Origin of the sequence: Amycolatopsis cynarae, assembly GCF_026802195.1 — a bacterium.
Classification (GTDB): domain Bacteria; phylum Actinomycetota; class Actinomycetes; order Mycobacteriales; family Pseudonocardiaceae; genus Amycolatopsis_E; species Amycolatopsis_E rhizosphaerae.
Genome location: NZ_CP113836.1, coordinates 3992134 through 4015695, shown reverse-complemented (window position 1 = coordinate 4015695; position 23562 = coordinate 3992134). Strand labels below are relative to the sequence as shown.

Annotated in this window: 23 protein-coding genes; 11 read left to right on the top strand and 12 right to left on the bottom strand. The window is 71.7% G+C overall.

Going from position 1 to position 23562, the window contains the following annotated elements; genetic code table 11:
- Positions 1-145 precede the first annotated feature (145 nt).
- Together ORV05_RS19145 and ORV05_RS19140 are read left to right on the top strand one after the other, a co-directional pair.
- Positions 146-604 carry a GbsR/MarR family transcriptional regulator gene (locus tag ORV05_RS19145; protein WP_268440865.1) on the top strand — a complete coding sequence of 153 codons (459 nt, stop codon included), beginning with the start codon at positions 146-148 and terminating at the stop codon, positions 602-604.
- Complete coding sequence (locus tag ORV05_RS19140) at positions 601-1818, top strand: FAD-dependent monooxygenase (RefSeq protein ID WP_268440863.1); 1218 nt, start codon at positions 601-603, stop codon at positions 1816-1818. The genes ORV05_RS19145 and ORV05_RS19140 overlap by 4 nt, the downstream gene beginning before the upstream one ends.
- Positions 1819-1982: 164 nt before the next feature.
- Here the strand turns inward: ORV05_RS19140 and ORV05_RS19135 are convergent, their stop codons facing one another.
- From ORV05_RS19135 to ORV05_RS36365, 8 genes are all read right to left on the bottom strand, one after another.
- Positions 1983-2417 (bottom strand): protein-tyrosine phosphatase family protein, encoded by a 435-nt coding sequence (locus ORV05_RS19135; RefSeq protein WP_268440861.1) that lies wholly within the window; start codon positions 2415-2417, stop codon positions 1983-1985.
- 7 nt (positions 2418-2424) lie between these two features.
- Complete coding sequence (locus ORV05_RS19130) at positions 2425-3657, bottom strand: styrene monooxygenase/indole monooxygenase family protein (protein ID WP_268440859.1); 1233 nt, start codon at positions 3655-3657, stop codon at positions 2425-2427.
- Positions 3650-4264 carry a GTP-binding protein gene (locus ORV05_RS19125; protein ID WP_268440857.1) on the bottom strand — a complete coding sequence of 205 codons (615 nt, stop codon included), beginning with the start codon at positions 4262-4264 and terminating at the stop codon, positions 3650-3652. Before ORV05_RS19125 ends, ORV05_RS19130 begins: the two co-directional genes overlap by 8 nt.
- The gene (locus ORV05_RS19120; protein WP_144590520.1) at positions 4239-4619 is read right to left on the bottom strand and encodes a DUF742 domain-containing protein; all 381 of its coding nucleotides are present in this window, start codon (positions 4617-4619) and stop codon (positions 4239-4241) included. The genes ORV05_RS19125 and ORV05_RS19120 overlap by 26 nt, the downstream gene beginning before the upstream one ends.
- Before the next feature lie 20 nt (positions 4620-4639).
- Positions 4640-5083: a roadblock/LC7 domain-containing protein gene (locus tag ORV05_RS19115; protein WP_268440854.1), complete on the bottom strand. Its 444-nt coding sequence runs from the start codon at positions 5081-5083 to the stop codon at positions 4640-4642.
- Positions 5080-6375, bottom strand: coding sequence for a sensor histidine kinase (locus ORV05_RS19110; RefSeq protein WP_268440852.1), 1296 nt, complete (start codon positions 6373-6375; stop codon positions 5080-5082). The genes ORV05_RS19115 and ORV05_RS19110 overlap by 4 nt, the downstream gene beginning before the upstream one ends.
- Before the next feature lie 178 nt (positions 6376-6553).
- A complete protein-coding gene (locus tag ORV05_RS19105) occupies positions 6554-7333 on the bottom strand; it encodes an MSCRAMM family protein (protein ID WP_268440850.1) in 780 nt (259 codons plus the stop codon).
- Positions 7330-9849 carry an MFS transporter gene (locus ORV05_RS36365; RefSeq protein WP_326938156.1) on the bottom strand — a complete coding sequence of 840 codons (2520 nt, stop codon included), beginning with the start codon at positions 9847-9849 and terminating at the stop codon, positions 7330-7332. Before ORV05_RS36365 ends, ORV05_RS19105 begins: the two co-directional genes overlap by 4 nt.
- A gap of 358 nt (positions 9850-10207) precedes the next feature.
- On the opposite strand from ORV05_RS36365, the gene ORV05_RS19090 reads away from it, so the two are divergent.
- Both ORV05_RS19090 and ORV05_RS19085 read left to right on the top strand, forming a co-directional pair.
- Positions 10208-10996, top strand: a complete 789-nt coding sequence (locus tag ORV05_RS19090; protein WP_268440848.1) for an isocitrate lyase/PEP mutase family protein — start codon at positions 10208-10210, stop codon at positions 10994-10996.
- A gap of 80 nt (positions 10997-11076) precedes the next feature.
- Complete coding sequence (locus tag ORV05_RS19085; RefSeq protein ID WP_268440846.1) at positions 11077-12045, top strand: adenosine deaminase; 969 nt, start codon at positions 11077-11079, stop codon at positions 12043-12045.
- Between the two features lie 18 nt (positions 12046-12063).
- On the opposite strand, the gene ORV05_RS19080 is transcribed toward ORV05_RS19085, so the two are convergent.
- From ORV05_RS19080 to ORV05_RS19070, 3 genes are read right to left on the bottom strand one after another with little or no spacing between them, the layout of a single operon-like run.
- The gene (locus ORV05_RS19080; RefSeq protein ID WP_268440844.1) at positions 12064-13368 is read right to left on the bottom strand and encodes an NAD(P)/FAD-dependent oxidoreductase; all 1305 of its coding nucleotides are present in this window, start codon (positions 13366-13368) and stop codon (positions 12064-12066) included.
- Positions 13361-13600 carry a hypothetical protein gene (locus ORV05_RS19075; protein WP_268440842.1) on the bottom strand — a complete coding sequence of 80 codons (240 nt, stop codon included), beginning with the start codon at positions 13598-13600 and terminating at the stop codon, positions 13361-13363. The genes ORV05_RS19080 and ORV05_RS19075 overlap by 8 nt, the downstream gene beginning before the upstream one ends.
- A 4-nt stretch (positions 13601-13604) precedes the next feature.
- Positions 13605-14171: a hypothetical protein gene (locus tag ORV05_RS19070; RefSeq protein ID WP_268440840.1), complete on the bottom strand. Its 567-nt coding sequence runs from the start codon at positions 14169-14171 to the stop codon at positions 13605-13607.
- A 79-nt stretch (positions 14172-14250) separates the two neighbouring features.
- On the opposite strand from ORV05_RS19070, the gene ORV05_RS19065 reads away from it, so the two are divergent.
- A complete protein-coding gene (locus ORV05_RS19065) occupies positions 14251-14454 on the top strand; it encodes a hypothetical protein (protein ID WP_268440839.1) in 204 nt (67 codons plus the stop codon).
- Between the two features lie 122 nt (positions 14455-14576).
- Complete coding sequence (locus tag ORV05_RS19060; RefSeq protein ID WP_268440837.1) at positions 14577-15062, top strand: glutathione peroxidase; 486 nt, start codon at positions 14577-14579, stop codon at positions 15060-15062.
- Positions 15063-15105: 43 nt separating this feature from the next.
- Here the strand turns inward: ORV05_RS19060 and ORV05_RS19055 are convergent, their stop codons facing one another.
- Positions 15106-15645 (bottom strand): MarR family winged helix-turn-helix transcriptional regulator, encoded by a 540-nt coding sequence (locus tag ORV05_RS19055; protein ID WP_268440835.1) that lies wholly within the window; start codon positions 15643-15645, stop codon positions 15106-15108.
- A gap of 145 nt (positions 15646-15790) precedes the next feature.
- On the opposite strand from ORV05_RS19055, the gene ORV05_RS19050 reads away from it, so the two are divergent.
- The 5 genes from ORV05_RS19050 to aspS all read left to right on the top strand — a co-directional run bounded on the left by ORV05_RS19050 (position 15791) and on the right by aspS (position 23560).
- Positions 15791-16753, top strand: coding sequence for an MBL fold metallo-hydrolase (locus ORV05_RS19050; RefSeq protein ID WP_268440833.1), 963 nt, complete (start codon positions 15791-15793; stop codon positions 16751-16753).
- 28 nt (positions 16754-16781) lie between these two features.
- The gene (locus ORV05_RS19045; protein WP_268440831.1) at positions 16782-18356 is read left to right on the top strand and encodes an FAD-dependent monooxygenase; all 1575 of its coding nucleotides are present in this window, start codon (positions 16782-16784) and stop codon (positions 18354-18356) included.
- 368 nt (positions 18357-18724) lie between these two features.
- Positions 18725-20578, top strand: coding sequence for a Na+/H+ antiporter (locus ORV05_RS19040; protein ID WP_268440829.1), 1854 nt, complete (start codon positions 18725-18727; stop codon positions 20576-20578).
- 57 nt (positions 20579-20635) lie between these two features.
- The gene (locus tag ORV05_RS19035; protein WP_268440827.1) at positions 20636-21664 is read left to right on the top strand and encodes an Rv2578c family radical SAM protein; all 1029 of its coding nucleotides are present in this window, start codon (positions 20636-20638) and stop codon (positions 21662-21664) included.
- Positions 21665-21778: 114 nt separating this feature from the next.
- A complete protein-coding gene (gene aspS / locus ORV05_RS19030; protein ID WP_268440825.1) occupies positions 21779-23560 on the top strand; it encodes an aspartate--tRNA ligase in 1782 nt (593 codons plus the stop codon).
- Positions 23561-23562 lie beyond the last annotated feature (2 nt).

Below are 23562 nucleotides of genomic sequence, written 5' to 3'. Positions count from 1 at the left end.
CGGCGCAGCAAAAACTCCTGTGACAATCGGCACATCAACGCACGGCGCCCCGCAGCCGCAGGGGACCCGCTCGCTCATTGTCTTGCTGTTAATAGTAAGTTCAGTACATACTGAACTTGCTGAACAAGGGCGAAGGGTGGTTCGGGTGGCGGAGCAGCGGGTGCTCGAGTGGGTCGAACGCATGGCGATGTTCTGCGCGGAGGAGTACGGGGTGCCGCCGATTGCCGGGCGGATCCTGGGCTGGCTGATGATCTGCGACCCGCCGGAGCAGTCCGCGGGACAGATCGCGGCAGCGATCGGCGCGAGCAAGGCATCGCTGGCCACGAACATGCGGCTACTGACGGACGCGAAGTTCGTGCGCCGGCGCAGCCGTCCCGGCGAGCGGACCCACTACTACCGGGTGGACGACGACGCCTGGGAGACCGTGATCCGCCGGCGTCTTGCCGGTCTGGTCGACTTCCGCGACCTCGCCGCCGACGGCATGGCACTGGCGGGGGCCGGCAGCGATCGCGCCGAACGGCTGAGGGTGGCGCACGACGTCTATGACTGGATGATCAGGCTCTTCGCGGAAACGCCGCGTCCTTCGGCGGGGAGGAAGCAATGACAACACCGGGCAACGACAACACGGCACTGGTCGCCGGTGGCGGTATCGGCGGGCTCGCCGCGGCGATCGGTCTGCGCCGGGCGGGGTGGACGGTCACCGTGCTGGAACGCGCACCCGGACTCCGTGAAGCCGGTGCGGGCTGGTCGTTCGCGCCGAACGCGGTGCGCGCGGCGGACGCGCTGGGCGTCGGTGAGGGGTTCCGGGCGGTCTCGGTGCCGACCGAGGCAGGCGCCACGCTGCGCACCCCGGACGGCGGCTACCTGATGCGGTTCCGGCCAGGGCGGGACACCCCGCTGCTGGCCAACCACCGCGCCGACCTGCTGGGCGTGCTGGCCGGGCACCTGCCTGACGACGTGGTGCGCACCGCCGCCGAGGTGACCGGCGTCGAGCAGTCCGATCGTGGAGTGACCGTGCGCTACCACACTCCGGCCGGGCCGCGTACGGCCCGGGCCGACCTGCTCGTCGGGGCGGACGGGATGCGCAGTGCGGTGCGCCGCTCGGTCTGGCCGGACACACCGGCGCCGGTCTTCCAGCGGATCCTGTGCTGGCGCGGGGTGACCGAACCGGGGGCGGTGCGGCCGGACAACGGATTCCGTGGGTTCCAGACCTGGGGACGCGGCGCGAGGTTCGGCGCGCACCCGCTGGCCGGGGAGCGGGTGTTCTGGTTCCTCACGGTCCGGCAGGACCAGCCCGGCGTGCGCTACGGCGAGGACCTCGCCGAGGTCCGCCGCCGGGTCGGGGACTGGCACGACCCGGTCCCGGCCCTGCTCGCCGCGACCCCGGCCGGTTCCGTGCTCCGCCACGACATCTTCGACCTCGAACCGCTACCGTCCTACGTGGACGGACGGGTCGCGCTGCTCGGCGACGCGGCCCACGCGATGACCCCGTTCCTCGCACAGGGCGCCTGCCAGGCACTGGAGGACGCGACCGTCCTCGCCGCCGAACTCACCCACGCCACCGACATCCCCACCGCACTGGCCCGCTACGACCGGGCCCGGCGTCCCCGCAGCCAGGCGGTGTGGCGCACCGCCCGGCAGGACCCGAAAATCAGCCTGTCCACCAACCCGCTCACGTATGGCCTGATGACCCGCCTCACCCGGCTGGCGGGTGGCGCTGTCGCCGCCCGCAAGGCCGCCCGCCTCTGGGACTGGACCCCACCCGCGAGACCCTGTTTTGGAAGTGGTTTGCGTGGCGGTGCGGGTGGCGGAACCTGACGGGGTCCCTCGCTGTGAGATCGCCTCCTCATGAATGCCAATTCACGAAGCGCTGGCGGTGCTGTTCTTGCGAGGAACCACGTCAGAACCCGCAGCGGTGCCGCTTGGCGGCCCACAGCAAGCGGCTCCGCCGCTTGGGAGACATCACCTAGCCGTGGTGCGGGTCAGACGGCGCCGAAGCGGCGGACGTAGCGGCGCTGCCAGAGGGTCTCCACGGCGCGCGGCGAGTAGTGCTCGCGGACGTAGGCGACGGCCTCGCTCGCCGGGACGCCGTCGAGCACGGCGATGCAGGCCAGTGCCGTGCCGGTGCGCCCGTTGCCGCCCTCGCACGCGACCTCGACGCGCTCGCTCGCGCAGCGCTCCCACGCCTCACCGAACGCGACGGCCGCGGCGCCGCGATCGGCCGGGAGCCGGAAGTCGGGCCAGCGCACCCACCGGTACTCCCATTCGACCTCCGGCGGCCGGCGCCCGAGCAGGTAGAGCGCGAAGGCCGGCCGCTGGCCTTCGGGGAACGGCTTGCGCAGCCCCCGGCCGCGGACCAGCCTGCCCGAAGGCAGCCGCAACAGTCCCGTGGTGCCCGGTTCCCAGGTGTGCGCCACGGCCGACTCAGGAGAACGAAGCCAGGTAGGCGTCCGTCTTCTCCGCCTCGAAGAACCAGTCCTGCATCGAGGCCGGGTCGTTGAAGCCGTGCGCGAAGCGGTTGGCCACCGCCTCGTTGGTCTGCGCGGTCTGCAGGATCCTCATGACGGATTCGGACGGAGGCAGCAGCATCGTGTTGGTCAGCCGGGTGACGTGCTGGGCGTAGTTCCAGTAGCGCTCGAACGTCCCGTGCATCCACTCGCGGTCGAACGGCCGGTCTCCATGCGCCAGAATACTGTCCAAATAGGACTGCGCGCATTTGGTCGCGTTGTTCGCGCCCTGCCCGGTCACCGGGTCGTTGGCCACCACCACGTCCGCCATGCCGAGCACGAACGTGCCCGACGGCAGCTCGCCCACCGGACGCCGCACGACGGGCGGGTAGCCGCCGCTGAGCACGCCCCGGCGGTCGGTGAGCTCGGCGTCCTTGAAACGCTCGTACTCCCACGGCGCGAACTGGCGGAACAGTTCCTTCTGCCGCCGCAACTGCTCTTCGGGTGACGGGCGGTCGACCGCGATGTCGAGCGGTCCGCCGGGGATCGCGGACAGGTAGAGGATGTCGCACGGCCCGGTGTGGGTGTACCCCGGCATGTGGATCATCTCGCCGAGTCCGGGCAGGACGTTCAACCAGACGTTGACCGAGCCCGGGTACTCGGGCCGTGGCACCAGACCGTCCACATAGCACACCGCCAGTGAACGCTGCTTCTGCGTGAAGGGCGACCGGGAGGGATCCCGGTCGAAGAGCTGCACCAGTTCGCCCTTGCCCGCCGCGACGATGGTCAGCTCGTACATCGAGGCCAGCGAGTTCAGGTCCGCCGTGGTCACCCCGTGCGTGATCACCTTGCCGCCCCGCTCCTCGAGCAGTTCCAGCCAGGCGGCCATCTTCACGCGCTGGTCCACCGACTGCGCGGGACCTTCTTCCCACAGGCCCCGCCAGTCGAGCACCCGGTTGCCCTCGCCGTCGCCCAGGCTGAAGCCCTGGTGGGTGATCTGCGGGGCCACGTCCTGCCAGAGGTCGAGCCCGTGCCGGCGTTCGATCGCCATGGACATGGCGAACATGCACTGGGTGGAGGTGACGTAGCCGTCGCGGATCTCGTCCGGGGTGCGCGCCGACATCAGCGTGACGTCGTAGTCGTGGTCGCGCAGGGTCAAGGCGAGCTGGAGACCGGACTGGCCCGCGCCGATGATCAGGATCTTACGCATTCGCGCGAACCCTTCCGACTTCACTGACTTCGGCGAGTGACAGGGTGTGCGTGACCAGCTCCCGCAGGGCGGCCACGGTGGAGGCCTTCTCGCGCGCGTCGCAGGTGATCAGCGGGATCTCCGGCCGCAGCGCGAGTGCTTCGCGCACCTCGTCCAGATCGTGGGTCAGCTGCCCGTCGAACAGGTTGACCGCCACGATGAACGGCAGGTCAGAGTCGTTTTCGAAATAGTTGATGGCGGCGAACGACTGGTCCAGCCTGCGGGTGTCCACCAGTACGATCGCGCCCAGCGCGCCGCGCGAGAGGTCGTCCCACAGGAACCAGAACCGCGCCTGGCCGGGCGTGCCGAACAGGTACAGCATGAGGTCGGAGTACAGCGAGATCCGGCCGAAGTCCATGGCGACCGTGGTCGTGGTCTTCGCGGCGTCGGGAGGCAGGTCGTCGACCCCTTCGCTCGCCTCGGTCATCCAGGCCTCGGTGTTGAGCGGGGGAACCTCGGACACCGAGCCGACGAACGTCGTCTTGCCGACCCCGAAACCGCCGGCCACCACGATCTTCGCCGAGATCGTCAGCTGGCCGGGATCAGACGGGGAGCTGCTTGAGTCCATTGAGGATCCTCTCCAGCACGTTCCGATCGTGGTGATAGGCGTGCGCCGTGGGGTGGATGAAAACCGCGCCCTGCGCCGCGAGGTCGCTGACCAAAACCCGCACGACGCCGAGCGGGATCGACAGCATCGACGACAGTTCGGCGATCGACACCTGCGAGCGCGCCCGCTCGTAGAGCGCCTTGGACTCGGGCATGAGCTTCTCGCTCAGCACCGGGTCGTACCGGGGCACCGAGATCAGCGTCTCCACCAGCAGCTGGTGGCGGCCCCGGGTGCGGCCGCCGGTGAGCGTGTACGGACGGATTCGCTTGCTGCGCGGCTTCATCACCGGCTGGCCCCGCCCGGGATCCTGGGACATGTCATCACTTCCTTGTCGCGCTAGCCGATCGGGCGGCGGGCGGTGAGCACGCGGCGCAGGTCCGCGCGCGCCTCTGGGGTGAGCGCATGCCCGGCGTGGGTGACGAACTGGGTCATCTCGTAGGCGACGACCTTCATGTCGCATTCCGGGCTGGTCAGCACGGCGAGGCCCGCCCCGGTGTCGATGCCCATGAACAGGAAGTACCCGTGGGTCAGCCGGATGATGATCTCCTCGCAGCCGCCCTTGTCGAACAGGGCCGCGCTGTTGCCCGCGAGGCTGAGCAGGCCGCTGGCGATTGCCGCGAGCTGCTCGCTTTCCACCGTGTTCATCGCCTCGGAAGCGGTGAGCGGGAAACCGTCGGAGGACATGATCAGGGCGTGGCTGACGCCGTGCACCTTCCGGACGAAATCGTTGATCAGCCAGGAGAAGTCCTGGCCCGCGGGGCGGAGGTGTTCGTCCGTCACTGCTGCTGTCCCTCGGTGTCGTGCGGCGAAGATTCGCCGTCGCGCTGGGCTTTCTGGTCTTCCCGCGCCGCCCGTTCGCCCTCGGAGAAGGCACCGAGATCGGCGAGCAGCTTGTCGTGCCCGGCCTTGCGGCCGGTGCCCGGCGCGGAGCTCCCGGTGGTCTTCGCCGGGCCTGCCGGGGCGTGTCCGTTGGGGCTTTTGATGCTCTGCGAGACGCGACGGGGCAGGCCGCTGCTGGTGGTGCCGCCGACCACCGGTTCGCTGGGCGTGTGCCGCACGGCGCGGGGCACCGGCGGTTCGGCGGACGCGGTGCGGCGGGGCAGGGGGCCCGCCGCCGGGCGCGACGGGGTGTCCGGGACGGCCCGGGCGGGCTTTTCGCCCGTGGGCGGGAAGAACACGGTCTGCGCGCCCGACCAGTTCGCCTCCGGCAGTTCGCTGACCAGTGCGGCGGGCAGCAGGACGGAGGCGGTGGTGCCGTGCGGGACGCGGCGGTCGAGCCAGGCGCGGATGCCGTGCCGCGCGGCGAGCCTGCGCACCACGGCCAGCCCCATGTGCCGCACCGCGGCGTCGTCGAGCACGGGTTCGTCGGACAGGCGCTTGTTCAGCTCGCTGAGGCGGTCGGCGGGCAGCCCGATGCCCTCGTCCTCGATGCGGACGAGCACGCTGCCCTGTTCGGTCAGGTGGGCGCTGACGCGGACCGGCGCGTCGGGCGGTGAGGACTTCGTCGCGTTGTCGAGCAGTTCGGCCAGCAGGCGGCTGAGGTCTTCGCCGGCGAACCCGACCACCCCAAGCGCTACCACCCGGCCGATGGTGACCCGCGCGTAGTGGTCGATGGAGGACATACCGGCGCGGACGAGGTCCACCAGGGACAAAGTGTCCGAAGTGGAGTCATTCGCGTCGCGGCCGGCCAGCACCCGCAGGTTCTCCGCGTTGCGGCGCAGGCGGGTGGCGAGGTGGTCGAGACGGTAGAGTTCGGCCAGCCGTTCGGTGTCCTCTTCCTTGGCTTCCATCTCCTCCAGCTGGGACAGCAGGGAGTCGACCAGGTTGAGGTCGCGCAGGGCGACGTTCGCGCAGATCGCGGCCAGTGTTTCGGTCTGCGGAACCAGTGGTTCGGTCGCTGCCGGCACCGGCCCGGACGGGTCCGCGGCGGGTACGGGCGGGGGTAAGGGGACGGGGACTCGCGGAGGCCGTGGCGGTGGCTGCGGGGTGGCGAGGAACTGGGCGGCCGCCTCCCGGGAGCGGCCCAGTAGCGCTCTCGACCGGATGAGCAGTTCTCGCGCCCGCGTCGCCATCTACCACTGCCTTCTCGTCGCGTACGGGTTCTTCGACCACCGTTGCGGGGCTCGCGGCCTCCGCTCCGGCTGCGCCATGCAACCAGACTCGGGCGTTCGTGTCCACCCTGGTCCGATCATGTTCCGACGGCCGGATGACCGGGGCGGCGAAAGCGTTTTCCAGCCGCCCCGGTGCATCCTACGACAGCCGGACGTCGTGCCGGTTGCGGACACCGTCCGCCACCCGCACCTGCCTGCGCGAGGGCGACCAGCTCGCGGCGACGACGGTGTAGGTGCCGGGGTCGAGGTCGTGGAACGCGTAGCGGCCGCGGTCGTCGGCGGTGCCGGTGCGGACCACGTTTCCCCCGGTGTCGAGCAGGGTCACGGTGACCGCGGGGCGGGAACCCTCCGGCAGGCGCACCGTGCCGTGGATGACGGCGCCGTCGGCGAGTTCCACGTCCTGGCGGGAGGAAGCGGTCGCGCCGGTGGTGACGGCGAGCGCGGTGGGCCGGTAGCCGGGCGCGTTCACCGCGAGGGTGTAGGTGCCCGCGGGAAGGCCGGGCAGGGTGTAGTCGCCGCCGGGACCCGACAGCCGCGAGCCGATCACCTCGCCGCGCGGGTCGGTGACGGTCACCGCGGCACCCATGATCGGAACGCCCGTTTCGGAGCTCCGGACCACGCCGTGGAGCCCGCCCGTGCCGCGCAGTGCGACCTCGATCCGCACCGGCGCGTCCGCGACGTTCACCGTGGCGGCCTCGGGCTGGTGTCCCGCCGCCGAGGCGATCAGCACGTAGGTACCGCGCGCCGGGGCGTGCAGGGCGAACCCGCCGTCCTCGCCCGCCGCGGTCCGGCCCGCCTGCTGGCCGTCCGCGTCGACGAGGGTGACGGCCGAACCGGGGACCGGGGTGCCTGCCTCGTCGCGGACCCGCCCGGTGATCTCGGTCCCGGGCCGTTCCTGCCGGGGAATCGCGCCGGTCATGACGCCGCGTCCGCACGGGCGCCGGGGGCGAGGTCCACGTCCACCGTGGCGGATTCGCCGGAGGACAGGTCCACCTGCCGCACCGCGGGTTCATACAGGCTCGTCACCACGGTGTACTCGCCGGGTTCCAGGTCCCGCAGCTCGTACCGGCCGTCCGCACCGGTGACCGCGGTGGCGACCGTGCGGCCGCCGCCGTCGGCGAGGGTGACGGTGGCGTTGGCCAGCGGCGCCTCGTCCGGGCCGGTGACCGTGCCGTAGAGCACGCCCGCCGCCTCGACCAGCAGCTCGACCACGGCGGGTTCGGCACCGCCGGTGAGCACGGTGACCGCGCGGGGATGGTGGTTCTCGACGTTCGCGGTGACCACCACCTCGCCCGCGGGCAGGCCGCTCAGCAGGAAGGTGCCGTCACCGGCGGTGGTGGCCTGGCCGACCAGCCTGCCTTCGGCGTCGGTGGCGAGCACGACCGTCCCGGCGAGCGGCACGCCGCCGGTGCGGCGCACGGCACCGGCCACGACACCCCCGCCCGGCACGACGAAATCGTGCACGGCGCCGAACGCGGTGACGGTGACCGAGGCGGCGGCGGGCTGGAAGCCCGGGGCGGTCACGATCAGCGTGTAGGTGCCCGCTGCCAGTCCGTCGATCCGGTAGGTGCCGGATTCGTCGGCGCGGGCCCGCCCGGCCTGCAGGCCCTCTTCCCCGGTCACGGTGACCACCGCGCCGGGCACGGGCGACCCGCCGGGGGTGCGCAGCCTGCCGCTGACCGCGCCGGGCTGCCGCTGGTGGCTCGCCCCGTGGCGGTCGGTGTCGTTCGCCGTGCCGTTCGCCGTGCCGACCGTGGCGACGGACTCGGTGCCGACGAGCTCACCGGCTTCGGCCGCCAGTTCCGCGCCCACGGTTTCCCGGGAGGCGGGAGCGGTGGCGGCCGGGACGTGGGCCCTGGCGAACCACGACGCGAGCGCCGCGACGAGGCAGACGATGATCGCGAACCAGAAGGCCGCGGTGAGGCCGTTGGAGAACGGTTCGCTGATCAGGTTGGGGAAGAAGCTGCGGCCGGTGAGGAAGGAGGCCTGGTCGGGACGCAACTGGTGCAGCACCGGGCCGAGCAGCTGTTCGATCGGGTTGTAGCCGAGGAACGCCGCGAACAGCACCGCGACCGGGGGCAGTTGCGCGACCGCGTTCGCGTTGGCCGCGGGCACCCCGTGCGCGGTCAGGCCCTGCGCCATCGCCGAGGGCAGGTGGTCGGCGAGACCGGCGATCATCAGGCTGAAGAACAGCCCGATGGACAGCACCATCGCCGAGTTCTGGAAGGTCGCCGTCATGCCCGCGCCGGCGCCACGCGCGTTGGCGGGCAGGCTGTTCATCACTTCGGCCCGGTTGGGCGAGGCGAACATGCCCATGCCGAGCCCGTTGAGCAGCAGGATCGCGGCGAAGGCCCAGTAGTCGAAGTTCACCGGCAGCACTTCCAGCAGGATGAAGCTGGCCGCGGTGACCAGCATGCCGGTCATCGCCAGCACCCGCCCGCCCATCCGGTCGGACAGCACGCCCGAGGTGGGGGCCGAGATGAGGAAGCCGACGGTCATCGGCAGCATGTAGATGCCCGCCCACAGCGGGGTCTGTTCGAAGCTGTAGCCGTGCTGCGGCAGCCAGATGCCCTGCAGCCAGATGATCAGGATGAACTGCAGGCCGCCGCGGCCCAGCGAGGCGAGCAGGTTCGCCAGGTTGCCGAAGGTGAACGCGCCGATCCGGAACAGCCCGAGGTTGAACAGCGGGTTGGGCACCCTGAGCTCGATCGCCACGAAGATCGCCAGCACCACCGCGCCGCCGATCAGGCAGGACAGCACGAAGGGGCTCGTCCAGCCCATGGTGTGCCCGCCGTAGGGCTGGATGCCGTAGGTGATGCCGACCAGCACCGCGATCAGGCCGACGGCGAAGGTGAGGTTGCCCCACCAGTCCATCTTGGCGCGGTGGCGCTCGCTGGTGTCGTGCAGCTTGAGGTAGGCCCAGACGGTGCCGAAAATGCCGAAGGGCACCGAAACCAGGAACACCAGCCGCCAGTCGACCGGGCCCAGCAGACCGCCGATGACCAGCCCGAGGAAGGAGCCCGCGATCGCGGCGACCCCGTTGATGCCCAGTGCCATGCCGCGCTGGCGGACGGGGAAGGCGTCGGTGAGGATCGCGCTGGAGTTGGCCATCAGGAACGCGCCGCCGATGCCCTGCACGATCCGCCAGGCGATCATCCAGACCGCCGCGGCCCCGCCGTCCATCCAGGTGAGCGCGAGCAGCACCGAGGACAGGGCGAAGATCGCGAAGCCGAGGTTGTACATGCGGACCCGGCCGTACATGTCGCCGAGCCTGCCGAAGCCGACCACCAGCACCGCGGTGACGACCAGGAAGCCCATCATCATCCACAGCAGGTAGCTGGTGTTGCCCGACTCCAGCGGGTTGATGTGGATGCCGCGGAAGATGTCCGGCAGCGCGATCAGCACGATCGACGAGTTGATGGTGGCCATCAGCATGCCGAGGGTCGTGTTCGACAGCGCGATCCACTTGTAGCGCGGCCCCAGTTCCTCCACCGACCAGGTGCGCTGGTGGCGCCGATGGGGTTTGACCGGGGCGTCCACCGTCTGCTGGGCAGACTCCACTTCCACCACTCCAAAGACTGCCAGGGGAAAATTAGTTGACCTATGCTAACTGAATTTCGCCCCGCTGGGCGACCTGCCGGTCACTCGGATGTAGGTGATCCAGCCCACGGAGGGTGATGATCCCCGCGGGTTCTGGCACCAACGGGTGGGTAACCGCTCCGCGAGCGCCCTTCGCGGGGGAGTGCGCGTCGCTTCGGTCACGGCCGATACGAGGCGTCTCTACCGTGGACGCATGACCGGATCCGCACAACCGCTCCCGGCGGCCGCCTTCGCCGCACTGCACCAGGGATCCCGCCCGCTGCTGCTGCCCAACGCCTGGGACCACGCCTCGGCCGCCGCCCTGGCCGCGGAGGGCTTCCCCGCCGTCGGCACCACCAGCCTCGGGGTCGCCGCGGCCGCGGGCCTGCCCGACGGCACCGGCGCCACCCGGGCCGAGACCCTGGAACTGGCCCGGAAACTGTCCGGGCTGCCCTGCCTGATCACCGTGGACATCGAAAGCGGGTTTTCCGGCGATCCCGGCGAGGTCGCCGACCTGGCCGCACGGCTGGCGGCGCTGGGCATCGCTGGGATCAACCTCGAAGACGAGGCCGGCGACATCGGCCACCAGCAGGAACTCATCGCCGCCGCCAAGACCAGCGGCCTGTTCGTCAACGCCCGCACCGACACGCACTGGCTGCGGCCCGCGGGTATGGATCACGACCGGGAGGCGCTGCGGCGGGTGAAGTCCTATGCGGACGCCGGGGCGGACGGGGTGTTCGTGCCCGGCCTGGCCGAGGAAGGCGTGATCGCCTCGCTTGTGGAAGCGGTGGAGGTCCCGCTGAACATCCTGTACTCGCCGTCCGGGCCGGACCTGCGCCGCCTCACCGCACTGGGGGTGCGGCGAGTCAGCCTCGGGTCCCTGCTGTTCCGGGCCGCGCTCGGCGCCGCCGTGAAGACGGCGAAGGCGGTCGCCGCCGGAGAACCCGTCCCGCCGGGGATTCCGGGCTACGACGAGGTGCAGGCGCTGGCCGCCCGGGCGTAGGCCGGGGCAGGGCAGAGACGGGCAGCGCCGGGCGGGGCAGGCGCTCCGGCGGGAGGATGAAGCCGGGAAGGGGAGTGCGCATGCTGCCCAAGGCGGAACTGCACGTCCACATCGAGGGCACCCTGGAGCCCGGGCTGCTGGTGCGGCTCGCGGCCCGCAACGGGGTGACCCTGCCCGCCGCGGGCACGAGGGGGCGGACGGACCGCTACCGCTTCACCGGCCTCCAGTCGTTCCTGGACCTGTACTACGCGAACCTGCCGGTGTTGCGGACCGAGGAGGACTTCCACGATCTGGCGCGGGCGTATCTGGTCCGGGCGGCGTCGGCGGGGGTCCGCCGCGCCGAGATCTTCTTCGATCCGCAGGCGCACCTGGCCAACGGGGTCCCGCTGGAGGTGGTGTTCGCGGGACTGTCGGCGGCGGTGGAGGAGTCCGCGGAGGTGTCGGCCGAGTTGATCCTCTGCTTTCTGCGTGATCTCGGTGCCCAGGCGGCGGAGGAGATGCTGCGGGCGGCGATGCCGTTCCGGGAGCGGTTCACCGGGGTCGGGCTGGACTCGGCCGAGGCGGGATTTCCCCCGTCGTTGTTCCGGGAGGTGTTCCGGAGGGCGGCGGCGGAGGGACTGCACCGGGTCGCGCATGCCGGTGAGGAGGGCGGCCCGGACTACGTGTGGGAGGCGCTGGACGTGCTGGGTGCCGAGCGCATCGACCACGGCATCCGCGCGATGGAAGACCCGGTGCTGGTGGGGAGGCTGCGCGACGAGCGCATCCCGCTCACCGTCTGCCCGCTGTCCAATGTGGCCCTGAACGTGGTGCCCTCCCTCGCCGCGCACCCACTGCCCGCGATGCTCGAAGAGGGGCTGCTGGTGAGTGTCCACAGCGACGACCCGGCCTACTTCGGCGGCTACGCCGACGACAACTTCGCCGCCGTCCAGCGGGAGTTCGGGCTGGACGAAGACGCGCTGGCCCTGCTGGCACGCAACTCCTTCGACTCCTGCTTCGCGTCCGAAAAGGACCGTGAGCGCTGGAAGGCGGGGCTGTCCGGCGCCCGGTGAGCCCTGGCGGGCCGGTCCTCATCTCGCCGTGGCGTGCACGAACTGGCTGCGCGGATGCTGCTGTTCGCCGGTCGCCACCACCTGCCGCCGGAAGGGCAGTGACAGCAGCCAGTCCGCCGCGATACGGGCCTTGCGGTGCGCCGTGGGCATCGTGGCCAGGTGGTAGCCCCGGTGCAGCGCCCACGCCGGGAAGCCCCGCAGTTTCACGCCGTAGATCTGTGCGACCCCCTGGTAGAGGCCGAGGCTGGCGACCGAGCCCGCGTTCGCGTGCCGGTACCGCACCAGCGGCTCGCCGCGCAGCGACGCGAGCACGTTCTTCGCCAGCCGCGTCGCCTGCCGGGAGGCGTGCTGGGCCGAAGGCGGGCACGTCGCATCCGGATCCTTTTTGGACAGGTCGGGAATGGCGGCGGCGTCGCCCGCGGCGAACACCCAGGGGCTGTCCCTGACCTCGAGGGTGGCCGAGCAGATCACCCGGCCGCGGTTGTCCAGCGGCAGGTCGGTGCCGGCGAGCATCGGGTTCGGCCGCACCCCGGCCGTCCACACCAGGGTGTCCGCGTCGAACTCGGTGCCGTCGCCGAGCACGATGTGCCCGTGTTCGGCCGACTTCAGCGTCGTGCCGAGGTGGGGTTCGAACCCGCGCGACCGGAGCACCTCGAGGGTGTAGGCCGCCAGTTGCGGGCTGACCTCCGGCATGATCCGGTCCATCGCTTCGACCAGCACCCAGCGCAGTTCGTGCCTGCCGATCGAATACGACGGCAGGGCCTGCCGCGTCATGTCCTCCAGTTCGGCCATCGCCTCCACACCGGCGTAGCCGCCGCCGACGAAGACGAAGGTGAGCAGCCGCCGCCGCAGCTCGGGATCCATCGTGCTGTCGGCCTGGTCGAGCCGCGACAGCACGTGGTTGCGCAGGTAGATGGCCTCTTCGAGGGTTTTGAATCCGATGCCGTGCTCGGCGAGGCCGGGGATCGGCAGCGTCTTGGACACCGAGCCCACCGCCACGACGAGCACGTCGTAGCCCACCTGCTCGACGTGGCCGCCCGCGACCCGCATCGTCACGGTCCGCTCGGTGCGGTCGATCCCGGTCACCTCGGCGGCGACCACGCGGCAGCCCGGCAGAACCTCGCGCAGCGGGACCACCACGTGCCGGGGTTCCACCGAACCGGCCGCCGCCTCGGCGAGGAACGGCTGGTAGGTCATGTAGGAGCGCGGGTCGATCACCACGACGTCCGCTTCGCCCGGCTCGAGGTGCTTGCGCAGGTAGTGGGCCGCCTTGGCACCGACATAGCCCCCGCCCACGATCACGATGCGTACCGGATCAGGCATGGTCGTGCTCCTCCTCGTCCAACTGGTCTTCCGGGTAGCCCAGGCCCCGCTGCTGCTCGGCCACGTCCCCAGGGTCGGCCTCGGCGGGCAGCCCCGGCCGGACGCCGGTGGGCACCTCCGCGGCGATTTCCTGGCGTTGTTCGAGGACGTCCGGCACGGGCTGGAGCGGGTCGACGGGCAGGGTGGCGTCCTCGTCGAGGGCCTCGCGCAGGGATTCGTCGGGGTGGGTCACCTGGTCACTCCTTCCGGCCGAGATCGGCGACGGACTTCCGGACGGCCTCGGCCACGTCGGGGTGGCCGAGGGGCAGCGGGGCGGGAATGCGGTCCCGCGCGCCGCCTTCGCTGTGGGCGATCACGCGCACGTCGACGCCCGACCGCGCCAGCGCTGCGCGCCGGGGCGCGGAGTCCTGTTCCCAGTACTCGTCGGCGGTGGCGCCGTCGCCCGCTTCCACATATCCCGAGGCGGCGGGGTCGACCAGCAGAACCGCCCGGACGGCCTCGGGGTGGCGCTCGGCGAGGCCGAGCGCGGCTTCGCCGAACGGGCCACTGGCCACCAGGTGCACCGGACGCCCGCCCACGGGTGGATCGGCGAGGATCTCGTCGGCCTCGCTGAGGCCGCCGTCGGCGGGCATGCGGCACCAGACGATGCGCCAGCGGTCGGCGAAGGGCCGCCAGGTCGCGGGCAGCCCGTCGTGCTTCGCCGCGCCCGCCGGGTCGAGTACCAGCACGATCGGCCCGTCCGGGGTACCTTCGGTGACGGCGGGCGGGCCTGCGGCCCGCACCGGGTCGGGGGAGTAGTCCATGGCCGCTCCTTTCCTCGGTGTCCGGCTACCCGGGGGCGCGCCCACTACACGCGATCTTGTTCGGATGGAGGGGAGAACCATGCGAGAGAACCGCTTTTCGGTCGTTGATCCGCACGAGGTCGCCGGCGACAGCGAGGCCGTACGGGCCGAGCGCCGGCGGGCGGTGCGGGCGGTGGCGTCCTCGGCGATGAACGCCGACGACTGCGCGCTGCTGCTGGATGCGCTGGGCCTCAGGCCCGCCGAGGGTGTGACCACCGTCCCGGCCCCGCGCCACCGCCGCTGATCCCTCTCCCGGAGGGTTCGCGGTGTGGCCTCCGCCACAAGCGCTGGGCGGGAAGCGGGGTTCGTGCTCGGGTGGCGGGTGAGACACCCACGGTAGGCACCGGCGACCCGTAAAGGACTGTCATGGCTCTCGGCGAAATCCCGCTTCGTACCCTGTCCGGCGAACCCGCGACCCTCGGCGGTCTCGGCCGCAAGGCCCTGCTCGTGGTGAACGTGGCTTCACGCTGCGGGCTGACCCCGCAGTACGAGGGCCTCGAACGCCTGCAGGAACGCTACGGCGACAAGGGGTTTTCCGTGGCAGGGTTCCCGTGCAACCAGTTCGCCGGGCAGGAGCCGGGAACCCCTGAGGAGATCGCCGAGTTCTGCTCGGCCACCTACGGCGTCACCTTTCCGCTGTTCGACAAGATCGAGGTGAACGGGCCGGGGCGGCACCCGCTGTACGCGGAGCTGGTCAAGGCCCCCGACGCGGACGGCGAGGCGGGCGACGTCCAGTGGAACTTCGAGAAGTTCCTGGTGGACCCGGACGGTCACGTGGTGGCCCGCTTCCGCCCGCGCACCGATCCCGAGTCGCCCGAGCTGTGCTCGGCACTCGAGGCCATCCTGCCGTAGGGCCTGTGTCCCTCGGCGGGCCCTGAGCGTGGCCGGCGGGGGGTCAGAAGCGGCGCTTGGCCTCGCTGGCGGCCGGGCCGCCCGCCAGCTTGTCCAGCAGGCCGATGAGCTGTTCCTGCTCGTCCTTGGACAGTGACTTCGCCCAGGCCTGCTCGCGCTCGTTGTGCGCCTCGTACGCGGTGGTGATGGCCTCGTACCCGGCTCCGGTGAGGCTCAGCAGCACCGCCCGCCGGTCGTGCGCGGACGGCGTGCGGGAGACGAGGCCGTCCCGCTCGAGGGTGTTGACGAGGGCGGAGACCGCGGCCCGGCTCATCCCGGACAACTGGGCCACGCGCTTGGCCTCCATCGGGCCCGCCAGCCACAGCACGAACAGCACGCGGAAGCCGCCCCAGCTCCAGCCGCGGGGCCGGTGCACGGTGGATTCCCAGTCGTAGACGAGCGCGCTGGTCAGCCGGTGGAGCGTGAGGCCGAGGCGCATCGCCACCGGGTCGACCGCGGGGAGTTCCGCGGTGGTCTTGGCGACCGCGTAGTCCACGAACGTGAGGTAGTCGAGGTCCTCGGAGGCCACCGGTTCTGCGGGCATGAGCCCAGGCTAGGCCCAGCCGGAAAGTCCCCGGAACGACCATGGGTCCGTCACGTTTGTGTCATAGGCTTTCCTTCCGGGGTGAGCTGGGTTACCCTTTTGGCGGCTTAATAATCAAACCTTTGATCACAGGGAGGTGATCGCGGTGTCCCAGAAGGCATTCGCGTCGTCGGCGGATCTCGGGGAAAAGCAGCAGACGCTGGAGGTGCTCGCCGACGGGGTGTACGCGCTGACCGCGGAGGGCGACCCGAACGTCGGCGCCATCGAGGGCGAGGACTTCCTGGTCTGCTTCGAGGCGCTGGCCACTCCGGTCGCGGCGGGGGAGTGGCTGGCCAAGCTGCGTGAGCACACCGACAAGCCGGTCCGCTACCTGGTCCTTTCGCACTACCACGCGGTGCGCGTGCTGGGGGCCGCCGCCTTCGACGCCGAGGTGATCGTCGCGCACGAGAACACCCGTGCCCTGGTGGCCGAGCGCGGCAAGGAGGACTGGGCCAGCGAGTTCGGCCGCATGCCGCGCCTGGCCAAGGGCGCCGACTCCGTGCCCGGCCTGACCTGGCCCACCCTCACCTTCTCCGACCGGCTGACCATCGACCTCGGCGGCGACCGCGGCGACCTCGTCCTCCAGTACTGCGGCCGCGGGCACACCGAGGGTGACATCGTCGCCTGGCTGCCCCGGCAGCGGATCCTCTACGCCGGTGACCTGGTCGAGGCCGAGGCCGCGCTCTACACCGGTGACGCGTTCCACCGCGACTGGTCCTCGTCCACTTTGGACCGGATTCGGGAGTTCGGCGCCGAGACGCTGATCGGCGGCCGGGGCGGAGTGACGCGGGGCCGCGACGCGGTGGACGCCGCGATCGAGCAGACCCGCGACTTCCTCCGCGTGATGATCCGCGAGGTCGGTGCCGTCCAGGAAGCGGGCGGCACGCTCAAGGAGGCGTTCGAGCGCACCCACGCCGCGCTCGCCCCGCGTTACGGCCAGTGGCCCATCTTCGAGCACTGCCTGCCCTTCGACGTTTCCCGGCTGTGGGACGAGCTGTCCGGCATCGAGCGCCCGGTGATCTGGACGGCCGAGCGCGACCGCGAAGTGTGGGACCAGTTGCAGGACTGACGGCCGACCCGAGGACAGGGAGGAAGCTGTGCAAAGCGGCACAGTGGCAGTGGTGGGCAACGGGCCGGTCGGGCAGACCGCGGCGCTGCTGCTCGCGAAATGGGGCATCCGCGTGGTCCTGCTGGACGGCAGGCCGGAGCGGGATCCGATCGGCTCGAAGGCGATCTGCCAGCAGCGCGACGTGCTCGACGTGTGGGAGGCGGTCGGGGCGGGCAGGCGGATCGCCGGCGAGGGCGTCACCTGGACCACCGCCAGGACCTTCTACCGCGACCGGGAGCTGTTCGCCTACAGCCTGGCCGATCCGGGGCGCTCGGCGTTCCCGCCGTTCGTCAACATCTCGCAGGCCCGCACCGAGCAGATCCTCGATGAGCTGATCGCCGACCGGCCGCTGATCGACGTCCGCTGGGGCCACCACGTGACCGGCATCGACCAGGACGGCGACGGCGTGACGCTGCACTGCGAAGGCAGGCCGCCGGTCCGCGCCGACTACGCCATCGCCTGCGCCGGGGCGAAGGGCGACGAGGTGCGCCGGATGCTGGGGGTCTCCTTCGACGGGCACTCGTTCGACGACCGGTTCCTCATCTGCGACATCCGCGCCCACCTGCCCGGCTGGGCCGAGGAGCGGCGGTTCTACTTCGATCCCGAATGGAACCCGGGCAGGCAGGTGCTCATCCACCCCTGCCCGGACTCCACCTTCCGCATCGACTGGCAGGTGCCCGGCGGCTACGACCTCGAGGCCGAGGAGCGCAGCGGGGCACTGGACGCGCGGATCCGCGCGATCGTGGGCGAGCGCCCTTACGAGATCGTGTGGAAGTCGGTGTACCGGTTCCATTCGCGGGTGGTGGACCGGATGCGGGTGGGCCGGGTGCTGCTGGCGGGGGACTGCGCGCACCTGGTGTCGCCGTTCGGCGCGCGAGGGCTGAACTCGGGCGTCGGCGACGCGGAGAACGCGGCGTGGAAACTCGCCTTCGTGCTCCGCGGCTGGGCGAGCGACCGGCTGCTCGACACCTACCACGAGGAACGGCACGCCGCGGCGCGGGAGAACCTCGAGGTCACCACGGCGACGATGAACTTCCTGGTGCCGCAGGACGAGGAGCAGCGCAGGCGGAGGCTGGAGCTGCTCGAGGCCGCCCAGCGGGACCAGGCCGCCGCGGCGAACGTCGATTCGGGGCGGCTCTGCGAACCGTTCTGGTACGTCGCCTCGTCGCTGACCACACCGGACTCCTCGCGTCCGTTCGCGGGCAGGCCCCCGCGGGGCCACGTGCCGTCGCCGGGGCCCGGGATCCTCGTCCCCGACGTGCCGGTGTCGGCGCCGGGATGCGCGCGGTTGCGGGAGCTGGCGCGGGACGGGTTCCTGGTGCTGGCCGCCCCGGGTGCCCCGGCCGGGGAGCCGGTGGTGGCCGGGGTCCCGGTCAGGACCGTGGAGCTGGCGGGGATCGACGTGACCGGGGTCCTCGGCGACTCCCTCGGCGCGCGGCCCGGCGAGCTGTGGGTGATCCGCCCGGACGCGCACGTGGCCGGGGTGGCCACCGACCCGGCCGGGGCCACCGCGATCCTGAGCCGCGCCCTCGGCGAACCCGCCCCGCTCGCCGCCGCCCCCTGACGTGCCCCCTCCACCCCCTCACGGCCTCGGCCTGTGCGCCGCGCCGCCACGGCTCGCGGCCGGGGCCGTGAGGCCAGGTGCCGTGACGGGTCCCCTCAGAGCCGATACGACCGTGAGGGGACCCCGCCCGGCAGTCGTTCGACCGGGGAACGGCATTCCTAGGGCCAGGGGTGTGCCCTCAAGGTGGCCTTGAGGGCGTTGATGCCCCTGAAGGCGACCTTCAGGGCATCCCGCCCCCGGGGGGCACCTCACGGCCACGGCCTGTGCGCCGCGCCGCCACGGCTCGCGGCCGGGGTCGATATCCTTGATCCGGTGTGTGACTTCCGGCCCCGGAGGCTGTTCCTCCCTCGGCGCACCGTGACCGGCTGATGCAGCCGGCGGTCGCCATCCTCAGCCTGGTCGTGGTGGTCCTGCTCGTCACCGGGCTCGCCCGGCGCTTCGACTGGTCGCCACCCCTCTTGCTGGTCCTGGCCGGCGTCGGGGCCTCGTTCATCCCGATCGTGCCCGACTACCACCTCGACCCCGAACTGGTGCTGGTCGGGCTGCTCCCGCCCCTGCTGTACTCCACCGCGGTCCGCACCTCGCTGGTCGAAATCCGGGCGAACCGCATGCCGATCGCGCTGCTGTCGGTCGGGCTGGTCGTGTTCACCACGCTCGTGGTGGGCCTGGTGGCCTGGCTGGCGATCCCCGGGCTGCCGCTGGCAGCGGGGTTCGCGCTCGGTGCGGTCGTGGCGCCGCCGGACGCGGTGGCCGCCACGGTGGTCGCCCGCCGGGTCGGCATGCCACGGCGGATCGTGCGCATCCTCGAAGGGGAAAGCCTGCTCAACGACGCCACCGCGCTGGTCGCCCTGCGCACCGCGATCGCCGCGATCGCGGGCTCGGTGGCGCTGTGGCAGGTCGGTCTGGACTTCCTGCTCGCCGCGGCGGGCGGCACCGTGGTGGGACTGGCGATCGGCTGGGGCGCGGGCCTGCTGCGACGCAGGCTGGTGGACCCGGTGCTGGACACCGCGTGGTCGTTCGTGATCCCGTTCGTGGCCTACCTGCCCGCCGAAGCGATCCACGGTTCGGGCGTGCTCGCCGTCGTGGTCGCCGGCCTGATGGTCGGCCAGCAGACCCCGCGCCTGCTGTCGGGTCCGTCGCGGCTCGCCGGCCTGCTCAACTGGCGCACCATCCAGTTCCTGCTGGAGAACACGGTCTTCCTGCTGATCGGGCTGCAACTGCGGCGGCTGCTGGGCGAGGCGGCGCGCAGCGACCTGTCGACGCTGGCGATCGCGGCGATCTGCGCGGCCGTGCTGGCGGCCACGATCGCCGCCAGGCTGGTGTGGATGTTCGCGGCCGGGCTGCTCCGGCGGTTCACCAGGACGTGGGAGGTGCCGTGGCGCTACTCGGCCGTGCTGGGCTGGGCGGGTATGCGCGGAGTGGTCACGCTGGCGGCGGCCTTCGTGCTGCCCGCGGACACGCCCGAGCGCGCGGTGCTGGTGCTCGCCGCGTTCGTCGTGGTGGCGGGCACGCTGATGATCCAGGGCACCACGCTGCCCCGGCTCGTGCGCTGGCTGGAACTGCCGGGGCCGGACCCGGGCGAGGACGCGCTGCAGCAGGCCGCGCTGCTGCACGACATGACGCAGGCGGGCCTGGACCGGCTGGAGGCGGCGCGCCGCCCCAGCGATCCGGCGGACGTGATCGACCGGCTGCGGGACAAGCAGGCGTACCGCTCCGACTCCGCCTGGGAGCGCCTGGGCGCGGGCAGCAGCCTCGAGGAGACGCCGAGCGCGGCCTACCGGCGCCTTCGCTCAGAGATGCTCGAGGCCGAGCGCGAGGTGCTGCTCAAGGCTCGTGACCAGGCCACGGTCGACGACGAGGTGCTGCTCAGCGTGCTGGAGACTCTCGACATCGAGGAGTCGATGCTGACCTCGTCCGCGGGCGGCGTCGAGTCGACGGGCCGGGAGCTGTACACCCCCGAGAACACCGCGGGTTCCTGCGAGCACCTCGACCAGGCCGGTGACGCCCGGTCCGAGGAGACCGGCTGCGAGGACTGCCTGCGCGAGGGCACCACCTGGGTGCACCTGCGGTTGTGCCTGGAATGCGGGCACGTCGGCTGCTGCGACTCCTCGCCGCGCCGCCACGCCACCCAGCACTTCCACGACACCCGCCATCCGGTGATGCGCAGCTTCGAGCCGGGGGAGAACTGGCGGTGGTGCTTCGTGCACCGCATCGTGGGCTGAACCCCGGGCCGGGCGCCGGGATTTGACAGTCGGTCGAACGCGTGTTCGACTGAGGTCATGAGGTGGGAAAGCCAACGCGCCGGAACCGACGCGCAGCAGGCGCTGATCGGGCTCGACGGGCTGGTGCGCTCGGTGCGTGCGCCGGAGTTCGCCGGCCTCACCTTCCACGAGGTCCGGGCCCGCTCGGTGCTCAACCGCGTGCCCGGTGGCTCGCGGGTGCCGTTCCGCTGGACGGTGAACCCGTACCGCGGCTGCTCCCACGCGTGCACCTACTGTTTCGCCCGCAACACCCACACCTATCTCGATTTCGACGCCGGCCGGGACTTCGACACCCAGGTCGTGGTCAAGATCAACGCGCCGGAGGTGCTCGCGGCCCAGCTGCACAGGCCGGGCTGGACGCGGGAGCACGTGGCGATGGGCACCAACACCGATCCCTATCAGCGTGCCGAGGGCCGGTACCGGCTGATGCCCGGCATCATCCGCGCCTTCGCCGGCTCCGGCACCCCGTTTTCCGTGCTCACGAAGGGCACCACGCTCGCCCGTGATCTGCCGCTCCTGCGGTCGGTGTCGGCGGAGGTGGACGTCGGGCTGGGCGTGTCGATCGCGGTGCTGGACCGCGCACTGCAGCACCGCCTCGAGCCGGGCACACCGAGCCCGAAGGCGCGGCTGGAGCTCGTGCGCCGGATCCGCGACGCCGGCCTGGATTGTTCCGTGATGGTCGCGCCCGTGCTGCCCGGGCTGACCGACTCCTCCGGGCAACTGGACGAACTGCTCGCCGCGATCGCCGCCGCCGGGGCGACCGGCGCCACCGTGCTCGCGCTGCACCTGCGCCCGGGTGCCCGCGAGTGGTACGGGCGGTGGCTGGCGCGCGAGCATCCGGAGCTGGTCCCGCGCTACCGGGAGCTGTACGCCGGCGGCAGCTACGCGGGGGGCCGCTACCGCCGCACGTTGGCCGCGCGTGTCGCGCCCTTGCTGCGACGGCACGGATTGGGCGGGCACACCGGATCCGCGCACCGGCCGCCCGCCGGGTCCGGGGCCGCCGTGCCTGTTCCGCCGCCCGCGGCCGGGCAGCTGACGCTGCTCTGACCGCGGCAGCGAAACCTGGTGGCGGGCACCTGGGGGGTATTCGTTAGCCTTGACCGACAGCAAAACCCCTGCTAGCCATCGTGCGTTCCGCGCCTTTTAAGGAGAGCAACCGCAGTGCTTCGCACCCACGACGCCGGCACCCTGCGTGCCGAGCACGCCGGCCAGATCGTCACGCTCACCGGGTGGGTCGCCCGGCGGCGCGATCACGGTGGGGTGATCTTCATCGATCTGCGGGACGCCAGCGGGGTGGCGCAGGTCGTCTTCCGCGAGGGCGAGATGGCCGAGCGCGCGCACCACCTGCGCGCCGAGTTCTGCGTCCGGGTCGTCGGGGAGGTCTCCCGGCGGCCAGAGGGCAACGAGAACACCGAGATCCCCACCGGCGAGATCGAGGTCCTGGCCACCGGACTCGAGGTGCTGGCCGAATCCGCGCCGCTGCCGTTCCCCATCGACGACCGGGTCGACGCCGGCGAGGAGGTGCGGCTCAAGTACCGCTACCTCGACCTGCGCCGCAGCGGCCCGGCCCGGGCCATGCGCCTGCGCAGCGAGGCCAACCGCGTGGCCCGCGAGGTGCTGCACGCCCGCGACTTCGTCGAGGTGGAGACCCCGACGATGACGCGCTCCACCCCCGAGGGCGCCCGCGACTTCGTCGTCCCGGCCCGCCTGAAGCCCGGCTCGTGGTACGCGCTGCCGCAGTCGCCGCAGCTGTTCAAGCAGCTGCTGATGGTCGGCGGCCTCGAGCGGTACTACCAGATCGCCCGCTGCTACCGGGACGAGGACTTCCGCGCCGACCGCCAGCCGGAGTTCACCCAGCTCGACATCGAGATGAGCTTCGTCGAGCAGGACGACGTGATCGCCATCGGCGAGGAGATCGTCGCCGCGCTGTGGCGGCTCATCGGGCACGAGGTGTCCCTGCCGATCCCGCGGATGACCTTCGCCGACGCGATGGCCAAGTACGGCACGGACAAGCCGGACCTGCGCTTCGGACTGGAGCTCACCGAGCTCACCGAGTTCTTCGCCGACACCCCCTTCCGGGTCTTCCAGGCACCGTACGTCGGCGCCGTGGTGATGCCGGGCGGCGGCAGCCAGCCGCGCCGCCAGCTCGACGCCTGGCAGGAGTGGGCCAAGCAGCGCGGCGCGAAGGGCCTGGCCTACGTGCTGATCGCCGAGGACGGCACCCTGTCCGGCCCGGTCGCCAAGAACATCTCGGAGAAGGAGCGGGAGAACCTCGCGGAGGCCGTCGGCGCGAAGCCGGGCGACTGCGTGTTCTTCGCCGCGGGCTCGGCGAGCCACGCCCGGGCGACCCTCGGTGCGGCGCGGGTGGAGATCGGCCACCGCCTCGGCCTGATCGACGAGAACGCGTGGTCCTTCGTCTGGGTCGTGGACGCGCCGCTGTTCGAGCTCGCGGAGGAGACCGACGACGTGGCGGTCGGCTCCGGCCGGTGGACCGCGGTGCACCACGCGTTCACCTCGCCCACCCCCGAGTGGATCGACAAGTTCGAGACCGACCCGGGCAGCGCGCTGGCCTACGCCTACGACATCGTCTGCAACGGCAACGAGATCGGCGGCGGCTCGATCCGTATCCACCGGGGCGACGTGCAGAAGCGGGTCTTCGAGGTGATGGGCCTGTCCGAGGAGGAGGCACAGGAGAAGTTCGGCTTCCTGCTCGACGCCTTCCAGTTCGGCGCGCCACCGCACGGCGGCATCGCCTTCGGCTGGGACCGGATCACCATGCTGCTGGCCGGTGCCGAGTCGCTGCGCGACGTGATCGCCTTCCCGAAGACCGGCGGCGGCTACGACCCGCTGACCGGCGCGCCCGCGCCGATCACCGACCAGCAGCGCAGGGAGGCCGGTATCGACTTCCGGCCGAAGCCGGTCAAGCCGCAGGCCCAGGGGTAGGC

Bases quoted from the DNA above. Each gene is read 5' to 3' on its own strand.
- ORV05_RS19140 (WP_268440863.1), top strand. From the start codon at position 601: ATGACAACACCGGGCAACGACAACACGGCACTGGTCGCCGGTGGCGGT.
- ORV05_RS19130 (WP_268440859.1), bottom strand. From the start codon at position 3,657: ATGCGTAAGATCCTGATCATCGGCGCGGGCCAGTCCGGTCTCCAGCTC.
- ORV05_RS19125 (WP_268440857.1), bottom strand. From the start codon at position 4,264: ATGGACTCAAGCAGCTCCCCGTCTGATCCCGGCCAGCTGACGATCTCG.
- ORV05_RS19120 (WP_144590520.1), bottom strand. From the start codon at position 4,619: ATGTCCCAGGATCCCGGGCGGGGCCAGCCGGTGATGAAGCCGCGCAGC.
- ORV05_RS19110 (WP_268440852.1), bottom strand. From the start codon at position 6,375: ATGGCGACGCGGGCGCGAGAACTGCTCATCCGGTCGAGAGCGCTACTG.
- ORV05_RS19105 (WP_268440850.1), bottom strand. From the start codon at position 7,333: ATGACCGGCGCGATTCCCCGGCAGGAACGGCCCGGGACCGAGATCACC.
- ORV05_RS36365 (WP_326938156.1), bottom strand. From the start codon at position 9,849: ATGCTGATGGCCACCATCAACTCGTCGATCGTGCTGATCGCGCTGCCG.
- ORV05_RS19090 (WP_268440848.1), top strand. From the start codon at position 10,208: ATGACCGGATCCGCACAACCGCTCCCGGCGGCCGCCTTCGCCGCACTG.
- ORV05_RS19085 (WP_268440846.1), top strand. From the start codon at position 11,077: ATGCTGCCCAAGGCGGAACTGCACGTCCACATCGAGGGCACCCTGGAG.
- ORV05_RS19080 (WP_268440844.1), bottom strand. From the start codon at position 13,368: ATGCCTGATCCGGTACGCATCGTGATCGTGGGCGGGGGCTATGTCGGT.
- ORV05_RS19070 (WP_268440840.1), bottom strand. From the start codon at position 14,171: ATGGACTACTCCCCCGACCCGGTGCGGGCCGCAGGCCCGCCCGCCGTC.
- ORV05_RS19065 (WP_268440839.1), top strand. From the start codon at position 14,251: ATGCGAGAGAACCGCTTTTCGGTCGTTGATCCGCACGAGGTCGCCGGC.
- ORV05_RS19060 (WP_268440837.1), top strand. From the start codon at position 14,577: ATGGCTCTCGGCGAAATCCCGCTTCGTACCCTGTCCGGCGAACCCGCG.
- ORV05_RS19055 (WP_268440835.1), bottom strand. From the start codon at position 15,645: ATGCCCGCAGAACCGGTGGCCTCCGAGGACCTCGACTACCTCACGTTC.
- ORV05_RS19040 (WP_268440829.1), top strand. From the start codon at position 18,725: ATGCAGCCGGCGGTCGCCATCCTCAGCCTGGTCGTGGTGGTCCTGCTC.
- ORV05_RS19035 (WP_268440827.1), top strand. From the start codon at position 20,636: ATGAGGTGGGAAAGCCAACGCGCCGGAACCGACGCGCAGCAGGCGCTG.